Annotated in this window: 10 protein-coding genes, 1 tRNA gene and 1 pseudogene; 9 read left to right on the forward strand and 3 right to left on the reverse strand. The window is 37.7% G+C overall.

Annotation, left to right across the window (positions count from 1 at the left end; translation table 11 throughout):
• Positions 1-246 precede the first annotated feature (246 nt).
• The 4 genes and pseudogenes from NYE72_RS09315 to NYE72_RS09330 all read left to right on the forward strand — a co-directional run bounded on the left by NYE72_RS09315 (position 247) and on the right by NYE72_RS09330 (position 6,520).
• Positions 247-822, forward strand: coding sequence for a zinc ribbon domain-containing protein (locus NYE72_RS09315; protein WP_076101292.1), 576 nt, complete (start codon positions 247-249; stop codon positions 820-822).
• A gap of 415 nt (positions 823-1,237) precedes the next feature.
• Entirely contained in the window at positions 1,238-1,948 is a 711-nt protein-coding gene (locus NYE72_RS09320) for a restriction endonuclease (protein ID WP_076101290.1), read from the forward strand.
• 132 nt (positions 1,949-2,080) lie between these two features.
• A pseudogene (locus NYE72_RS09325) lies at positions 2,081-6,320 on the forward strand (ATP-binding protein).
• A gap of 127 nt (positions 6,321-6,447) precedes the next feature.
• Positions 6,448-6,520, forward strand: a tRNA-Lys gene (locus NYE72_RS09330).
• A 290-nt stretch (positions 6,521-6,810) separates the two neighbouring features.
• Here NYE72_RS09330 and NYE72_RS09335 read toward each other — a convergent pair.
• Positions 6,811-7,269 carry a MarR family transcriptional regulator gene (locus NYE72_RS09335; protein ID WP_076098508.1) on the reverse strand — a complete coding sequence of 153 codons (459 nt, stop codon included), beginning with the start codon at positions 7,267-7,269 and terminating at the stop codon, positions 6,811-6,813.
• 168 nt (positions 7,270-7,437) lie between these two features.
• Between NYE72_RS09335 and NYE72_RS09340 the strand changes: the two genes are divergently transcribed.
• On the forward strand, positions 7,438-8,316 hold the full coding sequence (locus tag NYE72_RS09340) for an SDR family NAD(P)-dependent oxidoreductase (protein WP_339211724.1): 879 nt from the start codon (positions 7,438-7,440) through the stop codon (positions 8,314-8,316).
• A 336-nt stretch (positions 8,317-8,652) separates the two neighbouring features.
• Here the strand turns inward: NYE72_RS09340 and NYE72_RS09345 are convergent, their stop codons facing one another.
• Positions 8,653-9,228, reverse strand: coding sequence for a TetR/AcrR family transcriptional regulator (locus tag NYE72_RS09345; RefSeq protein WP_036679201.1), 576 nt, complete (start codon positions 9,226-9,228; stop codon positions 8,653-8,655).
• Positions 9,229-9,420: 192 nt separating this feature from the next.
• Here NYE72_RS09345 and NYE72_RS09350 point away from each other — a divergent pair, with 192 nt between their 5' ends.
• Positions 9,421-10,626, forward strand: a complete 1,206-nt coding sequence (locus NYE72_RS09350; RefSeq protein WP_076098505.1) for an MFS transporter — start codon at positions 9,421-9,423, stop codon at positions 10,624-10,626.
• Between the two features lie 106 nt (positions 10,627-10,732).
• Here the strand turns inward: NYE72_RS09350 and NYE72_RS09355 are convergent, their stop codons facing one another.
• Entirely contained in the window at positions 10,733-11,098 is a 366-nt protein-coding gene (locus tag NYE72_RS09355; protein ID WP_051491055.1) for a VOC family protein, read from the reverse strand.
• A 209-nt stretch (positions 11,099-11,307) separates the two neighbouring features.
• On the opposite strand from NYE72_RS09355, the gene NYE72_RS09360 reads away from it, so the two are divergent.
• From NYE72_RS09360 to NYE72_RS09370, 3 genes are all read left to right on the forward strand, one after another.
• On the forward strand, positions 11,308-12,090 hold the full coding sequence (locus tag NYE72_RS09360; RefSeq protein ID WP_076098504.1) for a helix-turn-helix transcriptional regulator: 783 nt from the start codon (positions 11,308-11,310) through the stop codon (positions 12,088-12,090).
• Positions 12,091-12,299: 209 nt separating this feature from the next.
• Entirely contained in the window at positions 12,300-14,081 is a 1,782-nt protein-coding gene (locus NYE72_RS09365) for a histidine kinase (protein ID WP_339211725.1), read from the forward strand.
• Between the two features lie 5 nt (positions 14,082-14,086).
• Entirely contained in the window at positions 14,087-15,283 is a 1,197-nt protein-coding gene (locus NYE72_RS09370; protein WP_339211726.1) for a helix-turn-helix domain-containing protein, read from the forward strand.
• Positions 15,284-15,293 lie beyond the last annotated feature (10 nt).

Raw genomic sequence — 15,293 nt, forward strand, 5'->3', positions numbered from 1 at the left:
GACAATATCTGATCGCCAAGATGCTTAAAGAAAAAGAAAAAGAAAAGGGAAAGGGTAAATAGTTTGCGAAAGAAGAACTGATAAAGAAGTTGTCTCTAAGAAACACAATGAGAACTGGTTATTATAGATGAGGCTAAATGGGCACGAGTCCAAGCCATACACAAAAAGAGAAATCCCGAGAATACAAAGAAGAAAGGCATCGAATGTGTACTTAGAAATACGAAGGGGTCATTACTGTTAGTTGGAATGGCGAGATGTGGTCATTGCGGAAATCCACTAACAACAACTTGGAACACAAAAAAGTATACTCGTAAAGATGGTACGGAAATAGTGAAGCGTGAGGCTAAGTATCGCTGTTCAGGGAAGGCACTTCAAAAGGTGAAATGTAGTGGTAAAACAATCCATTCCCCGATCTGTCTGGAAGGGATTGTGCTAGATGAAATATATGCTTATCTGGATCAACTAGAAACGCTGGACTTGAAAGAGCAAATAGAACAGATAAAAAGTAGAAACTCTGGGGACGAGGAAAAAGCTTTACGAAAGCATCAAAAGCTGACGGATAAAGCCAAAATGGAGCTTTCAAGTTTCAAAGATGATGTATTAAAAGTCATCATGGGGAAAAGTCCTCTAGATAGAGAGATGGTAAACGAGATGGTTAAGAAGAAAGAGAGTGAGGTATCGTTTTTACTAGCAAAGCTAGAGATGTTTGAGCAGGAGCTCAATGCTAGAAAGGTAGAACAAGTTGAAATACAGACTCTCCAGACCTATATTCCTGTTTGGCGCGAGGTATTTCAGAAAGCTCTACTGCAAAAAAGAAAATGATGCTTAGTACGATCATTGAGAGTGTTAAGGTTTACCGAGATTCAGTAGAACTGACGTTGAAATTGAACATTAGCTCGTTTTTAGCGACTGCAAGTGCAAGTAGTCTAAAAGGTAATGATTTGAATGCTGGTGATAATGTTTTAGGTAAAGCACTATCGCATCATACTAAGATATAACAGAATTAATTATAGAACATTCACTAAATTCCAAAGCTAATTAAATCTTTGTGAAATAGAGTAGGTCCTCAGTATTATATGGGGGCTTTTTGTCATTCCAAATATAGCCAAACTTATGATATAGTAGAGAAACTTGATCCGAAAAATAGCAAAATGTAGAAAATAATCAAATGAAATGTCGAATGGACTAGGTAGATAGTCCTTTAAATGGAGCTATTACAGCATGAGGTGGATATTATATGGCTAAAACGTATTATGCAGAAGGCAGGCAAGTAGCATATGTAGTAAGAGGACTGTTTATCCTTGGAGGTTTAGCGATTTACTTTAGCATTCCGGGGTTGCACTGGGGTTTCTTTTTAGGAATTCTATTAGGTTCGGTCATTCTCGGGGAAATCTTCGGAGGTATGTGGACTCGTAAGCGGCGTAAGTCTAAGAAAGTAAGAAGAGTATCTGGAACGAATAATACAAAACAGAGTAGCGTAGCAAGGACCAAGGCTAGTGTTCGTAGTACATCGACTAAGGCTTCTACCAAAAAACTGACGGATGCACAGATTCTGAAAGCAGACGTAAGGACATTGTCTGGTACGGATTTTGAGCGTTTAATGGAGCTGTATTACATAGATCAAGGCTATACCGTACAACGAGTCGGCGGATCAGGTGATCATGAAGTGGATTTAATCCTCAAAGGCAAAGAGGGGTATAAAATTGCTGTGCAGTGCAAGCGTTGGAAGCAGGATGTTGGAAATGATATTGTGTTACGGCTTAAAGCCGGTAAGCAGGTACATGGCTGTTATGATGCTTGGATTGTGACGACTAGTAATTTCACGAAGGCGGCGAAAGAGGCTGCGGATAAGCTGAATATTAAGTTGATTAATGGGCTGTCGTTGGATGATAGGTTGAAGAGATGGAAGAATGATAATGGAAAAAGAACAACTACTAATCCATCTTGATAGGGTTTTAAGAATGTTATTCTCTAATTATTTTTAAATTTGTAATTCAAAAAACTGTATTTATAAATTAATTAGAATAGAGATACTTTTCATTATTAAGTGATAAGTCTTTCATTAAGAGGAGAATAGGAAATAGTGAATATTTTATTTATAGTTAAACCTTTAATTGGGAAAATAGCGCTATTAATAAGTACAACATTTATAAATAAATTCAAGATTAAATGGAAACTTAATAAGATAAAAGACTTTCAAAAAGAATACGAAGATTCATTTGTTGATTCAAATACATTTCAACAGTTTTTAAATGATGAAAAGAATGGGCTTTTGATATTTAACTATGTATTTGGAGCTACTTATAGCTCTGTTACTAAAGAGGCATTTGTACAACAATTAACAAAATTAGCAATCGATGAGATAAACAATTATAGAATATCTGTGGATCTAAAAGTAATAGAAAATCATCCTGTTGTAAATCAATATCTTAGTGATTTGATTATACATCTTAAGGAGTATAGAGATAAAAGCTTCAAATCAAATGAAATGAGTATCTTATCTAATATTCAAAATAGTGTTGTGGAAAGTAATCACAGTTTACAAGAATACTTTGAGAAAAATTTACTAGAAATAAAAGAAAGAGCTTATTTAGAAAGATACACTGATGAATATTTAGGGAATAAATTAGATAGAAATATATTAGATTTAGGTAAAAGATATAATTCAGAAGCGAATGTAGAAACGGATTTTAACGCGATATTTGATTCGTTGGCAAGTAAAAACCAGGTTTATCAAAATTTTGAAAATTTATTATTTAAACTGCAAACGAGTATTGTGAATCTGAATGAAGTTTTAAATGAATATAGAGAATATTTAGGATGTGATATGAATTTTATTGAAAAAGTTTTAAAATATTTAAAAATGAGTGATTGCAAAAACAAAGAATTCTATCTAGACAGTAATTTGAAATGTCTTTCAGAAGAGATGAATGGTTTTATGGCAAAAGTTAAAGGGGTCAGATATAAGCTATTTGAAGATGATAATAAAAGCTTTAGAGAAGAAATAATGAATCCAATCACCACAATAAATAAGTATGAAAGAGAATTAAAAGATTATATAGACATGGTAAGACCTGAATTAATTAATGAGCCATATTTATTGATATATGGAGATGCAGGAATAGGTAAATCGCATTTATTGGCGGATAATGCTAAAAGATTACAAGAAGAAGGTCATAGTGTTTTTTTATTTTTAGGTCAGCATTTAAATGCATATGATAATCCTTTTGAACAAATATTTAATTTGATTGATTACAAAGGTTCTAAAGAGTCATTTCTAAAAGAATTTAATGATAGAGCGAATAAGAAAAATAAGAGAACTGTAATTTTTATAGATGCTTTAAATGAGGGAGCAGGTAAATACTTTTGGACAAATTATTTGCTGAATTTTTTAAAATAGCATTAAAGAATTTGACAATATTGCTGTGGTCTTATCTGTTAGAAGTAACTATTTAAGAAGCGTTTTACCTGAAAATATTGCAGAAGAATTTCCTTTACATAAATTAGAACACAGGGGATTTAAGAATTTAAGTTTGGAAGCTTTAGAGCCTTTTTTTAATTACTATAGGATAAATCCGGTAACATTCCCTTCTTTAGAAAATGAGTGCTATAATCCTTTATTCTTACAAATATATTGTGAAGCAATTCAAGAAGAATATGTAGGATATAAAGGTTGGAGTATAGTCGAGGTATTAGTAAAATATATAGAAAATGTTAATAGTAGGTTATCACTTGATCAAAGATTTCCATATTCAAACTCATTAAATCTAGTTGATAATATTTTAAAAGAAATTGCTTTAAAGTTTATTGAAAGTGAAAGTCATTATATTGAAATAAAGCAACTTTATAAAGTATTAGATAGTGTAGCAAGTCCCTTTACGAAGGGTTACCGAGAATTAATCTTAGGGTTAGAAGAGGAAAATATTTTAACAATTAATTCAGGCTATAGTGGTAAAAGTTTCGTATATTTTACTTATGAAAGGTTTGCAGATATATATATATCCCTAGCTTTATTAGAAAGATATCAGCAAGATAAAAAGCTCTTTGAGGAAATATTGTCATCTGATAATCCATTTTATTATGGAGTTTATGAGAGTCTCTCGATAGTTGTTCCGGAAAAATTAAAATTAGAATGGCTAGATTTAGTAGATAGTAAGTTAATTACTTTTGATCTAGCAGAATCCTTTATTCGAGGAATCCCATGGAGAAATGTGCAAAATATAAATGAAAGAACTTTCCACTGGATTGATTTATGTCTGATACAAGGAAATATAGATTTACAAAGTTTAGTCTATGAAAATTTGTTAAAACAGTCTTATACTATAGAATCACCATTAAATGCAGAATTTTTACATGGTAACATTTATCCTTTAGCAATGTCTATAAGGGATGGAAGTTGGACTATATCTATAAATAATAATCCAGAAGTGCCTACGCGACTGGTAGAGATCATTCTAAATCAAAACTTAAGCTTTCAACACTTTAAGTATGAGAATTTTGAGTTGCTGTCTTTGACCATAATTTGGCTCTTTACATGTACAGACCGTAAATTAAGAGATACTTCTACCGCGGCTCTAGTAAAACTATATATGAATGAACCATCGATTATTTTAAAGGATATCAATAGGTTTATTGATATTAATGATCCATATGTGTTGGAAAGACTTTTTGCAAGTGCATATGGTGCAATTCTAAGAACAAATGAAATACCACAATTAGAGAAAATAATAGATGTTATTTATTCTAAAATATTTGATCAAGATGAAGTGTATCCGAATGTACTAATTAGAGATTATGCTCGAGGTATTATTTTATATGCTGGAAGTAAAGGGATTATTGAACTTGAAGAATATAAAAAGATTAATCCTCCATATTCGAGTAACTGGTATGAAAAAACATATACATTAAAAGACGTAGATGAAAAGTTAAAAGAAATGCAACAAGTAACAGGAGAGCAATTTTGTGGATTCGATCGGATTATTAGATCTATGACAACTGAATATGGAAGAGGAACTGGAGCTTATGGAGATTTTGGAAGGTATGTTTTTGGGAGTGTATTATATGATTGGAGAAATCAATTTAATGACCAAGATTTAAGCAATATTGCTACAATGAGGGTTATTGACTATGGTTATGATGAAAAAATACATGGTTATTATGATAGAAATTCTAGAGAATATAATAGACATGAAAATCTAGTAGAGCGTATTGGTAAAAAATATCAATGGATTGCATTGTATGAGTTATTAGCTAAAGTAACAGATAATTATCCTATATACAAAGAAGTAAAGTTATATACTCCTGAATATCAAAAATATAAGGATTTGCAAAATAAAAAAATATATTCATACATGGATAAAATATTGAAAACTCAAACAGGAGAAGATATAGAACTGGTATCAGAAGAAAATGAAGAGACTTTAAAAGAAGAAGATCATTTCCTCGGAATCAAGAAAGAATATTACAAGAAATACAATGGACCATGGAATCCATTCCTAAGAAACATTGATCCTAGTTTATTAAAGTACCCAACGATAGATAATAATAAGCAAAGTTTAATTAAATCATATTTGCCATATGAACCATATAAAATGTGGGCGCAAAATAAAGAAGAGTTTAATAAGCTTGATAAATTTATATTTATTGAGTATGAAGGTAATAAATATATATCTTTAGCCCAATTACTTGTCCAAAGTAGAGATAATGGTGAAAATTTTGTTGATAAGGATGAATTTTGCATAAAGGCAAAGGCAGTGTTTTTATCTAATTCAGATAAAGAAAAATATATTGCTGTGAAATCAGAAAAGAAAGGAAATTTAGGTGTTTCTTGGGCAAGTGCGTATAGTGTATTTGCATTTGAACATTATTGGCATCCATCGTTCTCTGATATGTTTTTTGAAAATGAATTTGAAGATATCGATTGTGAAGATGCAATATGGGAATATCTGTGGGAGACAAATATCAATCCTGCTTCTGGAGAAAGAACTTCATGTAGTTACCTTTTACCAAATGCTAATTTAGTTAAGTTTTTTATGTTATTTCAAATTTCTGAGGGAATCTGGAAAGATAGTGAGAATAATTTAGTTGCCTTTGATTCTCAGTATATGGGATATGAAAGTAATTTGTTATTTAGAGCTGACTATTTAGAAAAATATTTAAGAGAAAACGATCTAACAGTGGTATGGGATTTTTATATGGAGAAGATGTCTGAGCGCAGTAGAAAAGAAGAATGGTTCATATGTTGGACTGATAATGGTACTGATATGACACACATCATTATAGATCAATATAAAGAATTTGAAATGAAAGATAGATTTTGATTACTAGATAAAAACCTTTATATTGCAATTTCTATAGGGCAGTGCTCCTGACCATCACGCCAGAGCGCATCGCTGGCAGCGATGAGGTCAGGGGTTCGATCCCCCTTGGCTCCACCAAACATCATATGGACTCTTAGCTCAGTTGGTAGAGCAGTAGACTCTTAATCTATTTGTCCAGGGTTCGAGCCCCTGAGAGTCCATCTTAAAGAAACGGCAGAAATGCCGTTTCTTTGCTGTTTGGGGAAGAGTGACTTTTTATTTGGTTTTGATCGTGGTATAGTTTGGGTAGATAAAAGCGGCTTCGGAAGTTTAGTCAGGAAATAGACCGCATTCCTTTGCGAGAGGGCGGTCTATTTCTTTTTGAGGTAGTTGAGCAATGCAATAATGAACATGCCGAACATGAACATCAGTGACAATTGCTGACTCCAATTACAGACAATCCATATCTAAAGAAACAGCAAGATGCTGTTTCTTTTTTTGTTTCCATTTATTAATTATCATTAAATCCATTAAACTCCTGAAGCATTTCGATAAAGGTTTCAAGCTGTTGATTATCCCATTGGGCTATGCGCTCATAAAATATGAACTCCTTATCCTGTAACGCGTCAAAGGTTTTTTGTCGTCCAAGATCAGTGAGAGTAAGAAGTATAGCTCGACGATCGTTAGGGGAGTCTTCCCTTTTGATATAACCCAAATTCTCGAGTTGCTTGATGAGACGGCTGACTGAACTACGATCCATAGCCGTAGATTCTGCCAATACAGAGGCACTTGTTGGACCATAGGAGTACAGCCAACGGACTATATGGAAAGCAGCAGGTTGTACAGATGAATCGAAAGCGGCAGCAGTTCTGACATTTAGGGCATGCGAAGCGCTAATAAGGGCACTAATTTGTCCACCTAGCTTCAGTTCTAATTGCCCTCTCAACGTGTCTTTACGCTCGGCATTCATTGTTTTAACCACCTAACCTAGTATTTTTCAAAAGTCTTTATACATCTATAAAGTTGACATATATCAACCATCGTCATATAGTTGATATATATCAATTATATGATTTGGACAATACGCTGTCAAAATGAAATTGCCCCTGATGAATTCCTTATATAAAGGAGAATGTAGATGATGACAAAGCCGATTATTGTAATTACTGGAGCTACAAGCGGTTTGGGACAACTCGTTGCACTTGAAATGGCAAAGCAGGGTGCCCATCTTGTTCTGACTGCAAGGAGTAATACGCGTTCAGAAGCAACTGGAAAAATGATAAAGGAGAGCGTACCAGCAGCCGAAATTAGTTTTTTTTACGGAGATCTATCCTCAATGAAGGATGTCACTAGGTTAGGACAAGAAATATCTAATGTTTTTCCGAAGATAGATGTGTTAATAAATAATGCAGGGCTTCATGGGTTTGAACAGCGGATAACTGCAGATGGATTCTCAGAAATGATGGCTGTGAACTATTTTGCACCTTGGTTATTGACGCATACTTTAGAACGTTCTTTGAGAGCAGCAGGAAATGCAAAAATTATAAATGTTGCTTCGGAAGCTTCACGCCGGCATGGAGTGCTAAAGTTGCCAGAAGATTTGCTCAATACAGCTTCTTTTACTTCCAGAGGATCATCTGAGATTTATGGGAAAACCAAACTGTTAAATATTATGTTTACCAGTGAGCTTGCACGTCGCTGGGCGGGAACGGAAATCAGCGTTCATGCATTGAATCCAGGTTTTAATGTTACAGGTCTCGGGCGTGAACTTTGGTTTTCTTCGATGCTTAAGCACTTATTGAATTTCTTTCGTATTGGCGATCCTCGTAAAGGAGCTGAGATCATTATTCGTTTAATGACCGATCCTAAGTATCAAGAGAGCACCGGGGGATATTTTAACGTTGGGACAGGCAATCCCATTGTACCCGTACAACCGGGAGGAGATAAGGTAATGGAAAATAAATTATGGAACGATACGGGAGACATTTTGCAGCAGAAAGGTTTCGTTGGAAATTGATTTAATTAGTGAAACTGAGCTCCTGTCCGTTCGAATCACCCACTTATGATCCTGCGGACTGTATAGCTCTTGTTTTCTATATTCGGTGCAATTAGTCGGGTGATCGGACCGTAGCGCACTTATTTCCTCTCCAGTAGCAGTATTTTGCTTTGAAAAGACTAAATAAGTGCGTAGGAGTCCGATATCTTGGGAAAACGCCCCATAATCAGAAAATAAGAGCACCTCGGTCCGTTGTATCTCAACCTTCCGCCAGGCCGACCTTTTATAGTACTACGAGCAGAAATAGACCGCATCTCTGGTGAGAGAGGGCGGTCTATTTTTCCATTACCGTTCCCGTTAGTTACGTATTCCTTGAAAAGCGTACCTCACCAACTGCTGCACATAAGCATCGTCTATGGGTTGGCCGGTCACCAGCAAGCGGTAGAATATCGGCCCGTAAATAAGATCGGTAACTACTTCAATATCGAGATTATCCTTCAATTCCCCGCGCTGAACACCCCGTTCCATAAGCAGCCGTGCCTCAAGCCGACGAGGCTGGAAATATCGGGTCCGATAAGCTTCCGCCAAACCTGAATCCATCTGTCCTTCGCCAATGATCTCCGTAATGATTTTACCCTCTCGACTAATCAAGAACCGGGATAAGTTCGTTGCATGCATGAGAATATCATCAAATACTGAACCTGTGTCAGGTACGGGCAGTCTGTCCGCAGCGGAGGATAGGAATGCATCCATCACCACGGCAGCCTTGTTAGGCCACCATTTATATATCGTAGCTTTGCTGACCTTGGCACGATCCGCTATTTTTTCCACCGTAACTGCTCCAAAACCATTTTCCAATAACAAATCATAGGATGCGGTAAGAATAGACTTCTCCGTCTCAACATTACGCGGACGCCCTCGTTTACTCTCCATCTGAAATCACCCTTTCATTAATCTGTTTCCAATCAAAATATAAACTATACGTTCAGTATACTAAAAAAACCTAAAAAAATAAATGACTATCACCTATTTACAAAACGATACGTTCAGTATATTATTTAAACATGAATTAGTGAACTGAACGTACAGTATTTAAATTATTAAGACCATCTGAGGAGAATTCACATGCAAAAAGAACAAGCGGTGAAAGAGAACCACATTTCAAGTTGGATGATGTTTATGTTAGCAGCCGCATGTGGGCTTATCGTGGCCAATCTTTATTATGCTCAAACCCTTGTTGGACCTATCAGTGTCTCGACAGGACTTTCTTCTACAGCCGCAGGCTTGATCGTCACTTTAACTCAAATCGGTTATGTTGTAGGTTTGTTATTTATCGTGCCGTTGAGTGACATTGTTGAGAATCGGCGTCTCACGATAATCACGTTAATGGTTGCAGTGGGTGCATTGCTGGTTGCAGCCTTCGCAGCTAATGCGCCTTTATTCCTGACAGCATCTTTGTTTATAGGAACCGGTTCTGTGGTAGCCCAAATCCTGGTGCCTTATGCCACCTATTTAGCGTCTGAAGAGCAGCGTGGCCGTGTGGTTGGTAATGTTATGAGTGGACTCTTGCTAGGCATTATGTTTGCCCGGCCAGTGGCAAGCTTTATCACCAGCATCTGGGGATGGCAAGCCGTGTTTATTTTTTCAGCGGTCGTCATCACGTTGTTAGCCATTCTGCTGTCGCGATTTCTTCCTGAACGTAAACCTGCACCTTCGGTAAGCTATGGTAAATTAATTGTCTCTTTAGGCACCCTTTTAAAACAAACGCCTATATTGCGCCGACGTGCCTTATATCAAGCTTGTTTATTTGGAGCTTTTAGTCTCTTTTGGACGGTGGTTCCGTTGCGGTTGGCGGATGATTTTGGAATGTCGCAGCAAGGTATCGCATGGTTTGCTTTAGTAGGTGTTGGTGGGGCTGTAGCCGCGCCGATTGCTGGAAGACTGGCAGATAAAGGTTGGAGCAAATGGTTAACCGGGCTGGCCATGATCATTGCCACCTTGTCTTTTTTACTAATTCATCTTTTCCATAGCCACTCAACTTTTGCTCTCATTCTGCTCTTTATTTCCGCGATTACATTGGATATGGCCGTATCCGGAAATCTTGTACTCGGACAGCGTGTGATTTATTCATTGGGTAGTGAAGCGAGGGGGCGTCTTAATGGGATCTTTATGGCGATTTTCTTCGTGGGTGGAGCCGTTGGATCATCTTTGGGTGGTTGGGCTTATGCCTATGGGGGATGGACCTTCGCCTCACTCATCGGAGTGATCCTGCCGCTATTGGCTTTGGTTTACTTTTTCACTGAAAAAAGATCAACTAAAGCTGTTGAATAAAGCCTTGCTTTAAGAGTGGGGGTTAGGTTTTACACGGCAGAATAGACCGCTACCTTTGGTTAGGGCGGTCTATTTCTTTTTGAGGTAATAACGCGCTTGATAAACGTTAGTTATGCTCCGCTAACTGCACCTCAAACCCGTCCGGGTCCAGGATATAAAAGAACCGCAGGTGGGGATTGGGGGCGATTGGTCCGCGCGCTACTGGGATACCTTGGCTTTTTAAACTCTCCATCGCTTCATCAAGTGACTCCACTTCGAAACCCACAGAAACGCCACATTCCGGTTTCAAAGCCGGGTCACTTCCCTGAATAAGCTCGATCTTGGGTTGCCCCTCCAGACCTAACATGACGATCTGTTTTCCACTGCTTTCAAATCTACGCTCAATGGGTAGCCCCAGTATCCGGTTATAAAAATGAAGGGAAGCCTCCAGATCGCGGACCCGAAGCGTAATCCAATTCATACTCAATTTCATGGTTTTATAGTCTCCTCTGATGAATATTCTATATCGTATATTATACGCTATCATCTTGCCCGGAAACAGGGAGAATGGGGAATCAAGAACGTTTAATGAGGATAAAAGCCCGCAAAATCAGCTGTGCAACCAGTGGTTGACAGTATGTAAGGGTAGATAGGTAGTCAATTACAGAACGTTATAATATGATGAGCATGAGGTGATGGCGAATGGACTTTGCAAATAAATTGCAAAGCTATAGGAAACAGAGAGGAATGTCCCAGGAGAACTTGGCGGAGGTGATTGGTGTTTCGCGGCAAGCCGTGTCTAAGTGGGAATCAGGTCAATCCTATCCCGAAATGGATAAGATGATTAGTTTAAGTGAATTATTTCACGTAAGTTTGGATCATCTGGTGAAGGATGCTTCAAGCGATACCAAAGCAGAGCATGTCGCAAGCCCCGTATATGTAGATCTGAATTCCTTGTTTCATTATGAGTACAAAAGTAAGAGAACATGCTTTGGAATTCCTCTGGTTCATATCCATATCGGACGGGGGCTATACGTTGCCAAAGGGGTTATTGCCATAGGTAATGTTGCGATTGGTGCTGTATCCATTGGTATTGTTGCTTTGGGCGGATTATGTTTAGGTGCGCTTGCTTTAGGACTCATCAGCTTTGCAGGTCTGGCTCTAGGGCTTTTGTTAGCCGTTGGGGGCATTGCGGCGGGTACAATGGCCGTTGGTGGAATAGCATTGGGGATATTTGCTGTTGGAGGTTTAGCTGTAGGTATGTTCTCCTTGGGTGGTCTCTCTATCGCTTCCCATATTGCAATGGGTGGATATGCAAGCGGGCATATAGCTATAGGGGATACCGTAAAAGGTGCTTATACCTTTATTACTCAAGATAATAATTTCAACGACATCAAGGGGGAGGAGGTAAGACAGTTAATTCAGCAAGAATACCCCCATCTTTGGAAGCCCATTGTGCAGGGAATTATTTCAATCTTCAAATAGCTGATTAATTTGCGGAAATTTCTTTACGGTTGTTTCATATGGATATAATCTGGGTAATAAACGATTGGCGTTTGTCATATATGGATCCGGCAAAAATACTTGTTGCTCAGCAACAAGTATTTTGATTTTGTGTTGGATATTTGTGAAAATATAAAACCTGATATTAGATTTTTTGCTGAAAACCGAAATTTTTACAGAGGAGTATTTATTTGAAAAGCATTCATAAGCGCTTATTATTCTTGCTGCTTGTGTTTATAATTCTACCGTATTTTTTATCCGTGTTGTTGATCTATCGGCAGACGAAAGAGAATGTGGAACGACATGAACTTGAGAACAGCCAAGAGCAAATTCAGCAGGCGTCAGCCGATCTAGAGCAATATTTTGATGAAATCATTAATCTTCCATATATTTTATACCGAAATCCAGACTTATTCAGGGTGTTTGAAGAAGGGTTAGAAGAAGATTTTTATTTTAAGCAGCTTGAAATTAATTTGGGTATGACTAACTTCTATCTCATGAGGAGTGAAATTCGTCAGATTCGTTTATTCATAAACGAAGGGAAAAGCTCATTTACAGTTTATAATGCCATGTTAAGTTCCCGTAAAAGGAATCCGGATTTATTACAGCAAGCTTCCATTCAGAAGCTGATGAGCTCTAATAGCAATTATCTTATTGAAGCTCCGCATCTGATTGAGAACTATAACGATACCTCCATTATGCCTCCTTCGGATAAAACGATGGTCTTGACGGTTCATCACAAAATTGTGGATGTCCTAACGCAGGAATTTCTGGGCGTCATCACTATAGATATTGATTTGGACAAGATTGCTCATATCGCTAATCATTTTCTACAGAAAAATAAAGAGAGCGTGTGGCTTTCCGATGCGGAGGATCATGTCATTTACGCCAGTGATGAAACATGGATAGGCAAAACCGTTCCTGATGAACTGCAAAGGAAAATAAGTCCGGCACAGGCAGATACTAAATCTCCAGAAGGAGATATTGTGTTTACTAGAACATTGCAGGAACCGATAAAAGAGTGGCATTTTGCTAAGGTAACCCCGAGCTCTTTTTTATTTGAAGATGTAAGGAAAACCGCCTATACAAACATCATTGTAGGTGTGGTTGTAGGTGGACTGGGCTTGATAATGATAACAATCATTTCATATGGATTTACACGGCCGATAAAATTGCTTAGTCAAAAAGTCCAGCGCATCGAGGGGAGGAATATGAATGCCCCATTCGACGATATGCGGGAGGACGAAATCGGTATTCTAGAAAGACATATCAAGGAGATGATGAATCGGATCAACCGTCACATTGACCGGGAGTATAAGCTTGAGATAGAGAACAGGAAAAATCAGCATAGGGCGCTAAAGTCGCAGATTAATCCGCACTTTTTATTTAATTCTTTACAATCCATTGCTGCTGTTGCCCTACTCTCTGAATCTCCAAAAGTATATCAACTGATTACCTCTTTATCCAAAATGATGCGGTACTCGATTCGTGTGGATCAGAAGGCGACGGTTCAAAGCGAAGTGGATTATGTACAGGCTTATTTGAATCTTCAAGCGGAACGTTTTCAGACTGATTTTAGCTATTCCATTGATATACCTAAAGATATTTTTGATATTCCGGTTCCCAGTATGATCCTGCAGCCGCTCGTTGAGAACTTTTTTAAGCACTGTTATGACGAGGGCTATGAACAAGCTTACATCCATATTTATGGTGAAATACAAGGTGAATATTTGAATCTAGTCGTAGAAAATAACGGAAACAGCGTGACGGATGATGAACTTGAGGCATTAAAAAATAATCTCTACACACCGGTTAACGAAGGCAATCCTTCTTTTGCACATATCGGGTTAAAAAACATTCATGATCGCTTGGTTCTTCATTTCGATCACACAGCGGGAATCAAACTGGATTCAATGCAGGGACAAGGGTTCACTGTACGGCTAGTAATTCCACTCTACCTAAAGGAGAAGTAACGTTTATGAAAGCTCTTATTGTAGATGATGAGTCTAATGTTAGAAAAATCATCCGTTTTTTGGGACGGTGGGAGCAATACGGGATTACCGAAGTGCTGGAAGCCAGAAATGGTCTCGAGGCTAAGGCGTTGATTGAGCAGAAATCTCCAGAGATCATAATGACAGATGTTAAAATGCCCAAAAATAGCGGGATGGAGTTAATCGAGTGGTTGGCTGCTAAAGACTATCCGGGAAAAGTGATTATGATTTCTGGGTTTGACGATTATTGTTTCATGCGTAAAGCGTTTAAGCTGGGATGCTTTGATTATTTGATGAAGCCAATTGAAGAGAAAATGCTGAATGAAACTTTAGAAGGGGCGTTGAGAGCCTGGGAACAAGAAGAGGGAGAACGTCGCAATATGGAGTCCGGATTTTATGAAGAAGTAAAAATATTTCGCTTAAACAGGGAGATTACTGCTGCTTGTAACGGTGAAGCTTTTGATGCAGGCGAAATTGCCTCAGCTCTCCCACAGGCAGACGTATACGACTTCACCATGATGTATTTTTACCAATCTCATTATTCGGAGCCATACATTCAGCTTTTGACCGAAGAACTGGTTACACGGGAGTGGGGAAATGCATTTACGCTTCAAAATGATCCTAATGTCTGTGTGATTCTGTCCCTTCATGGACAGTTTTTCCCGATAGAGGAATGGATTACCCAGCATTTTGATATACCTGTTCGTTTGGTTAGTGGCCCTTCCATTCAATCGCTCGCAGAGATATCCTTATCTTTTCAATCTGCACAAAGGTCTATGGCTGAACAAAATTTTAGAGCAATCCATCGTTTGGCGGATTTAGATGATGTTAGGCGTATGAATGATATTGTCGCATTTGTTGATGAGCATTATATGGAAGAGTTAAGTTTGGACAAATTATCCACCCGTTTTTTTCTGAGCCGAGAACATATCTCGCGGAGATTTAAGCAAGAAGTAGGGATGACTCTTACTAACTACGTCATTCATTTACGAATAAATCAAGCGAAACAGTGGTTACTGGAATCGGATGAAAAGATGTACTCGATTGCCTTAAAGCTAGGGTATCAAGATGAGATTTATTTCTCTAAGCTGTTCAAAAAAAACGTCGGTATGACGCCTGCTGAATATCGTAATTCACAGGGAGCAAGAGAAATAGACGCGGAAGTCAGGATAGCCAATACATAAGTTCATTGTT

Source organism: Paenibacillus sp. FSL L8-0333, from assembly GCF_037965665.1.
Classification (GTDB): Bacteria; Bacillota; Bacilli; order Paenibacillales; family Paenibacillaceae; genus Paenibacillus_AQ; species Paenibacillus_AQ odorifer.

Coding starts and splice junctions, on each gene's coding strand:
- NYE72_RS09370 (WP_339211726.1), top strand. CDS start 14,087: ATGAAAGCTCTTATTGTAGATGATGAGTCTAATGTTAGAAAAATCATC.
- NYE72_RS09340 (WP_339211724.1), top strand. CDS start 7,438: ATGATGACAAAGCCGATTATTGTAATTACTGGAGCTACAAGCGGTTTG.
- NYE72_RS09320 (WP_076101290.1), top strand. CDS start 1,238: ATGGCTAAAACGTATTATGCAGAAGGCAGGCAAGTAGCATATGTAGTA.
- NYE72_RS09355 (WP_051491055.1), bottom strand. CDS start 11,098: ATGAAATTGAGTATGAATTGGATTACGCTTCGGGTCCGCGATCTGGAG.
- NYE72_RS09315 (WP_076101292.1), top strand. CDS start 247: ATGGCGAGATGTGGTCATTGCGGAAATCCACTAACAACAACTTGGAAC.
- NYE72_RS09350 (WP_076098505.1), top strand. CDS start 9,421: ATGCAAAAAGAACAAGCGGTGAAAGAGAACCACATTTCAAGTTGGATG.
- NYE72_RS09335 (WP_076098508.1), bottom strand. CDS start 7,269: ATGAATGCCGAGCGTAAAGACACGTTGAGAGGGCAATTAGAACTGAAG.
- NYE72_RS09345 (WP_036679201.1), bottom strand. CDS start 9,228: ATGGAGAGTAAACGAGGGCGTCCGCGTAATGTTGAGACGGAGAAGTCT.
- NYE72_RS09360 (WP_076098504.1), top strand. CDS start 11,308: ATGGACTTTGCAAATAAATTGCAAAGCTATAGGAAACAGAGAGGAATG.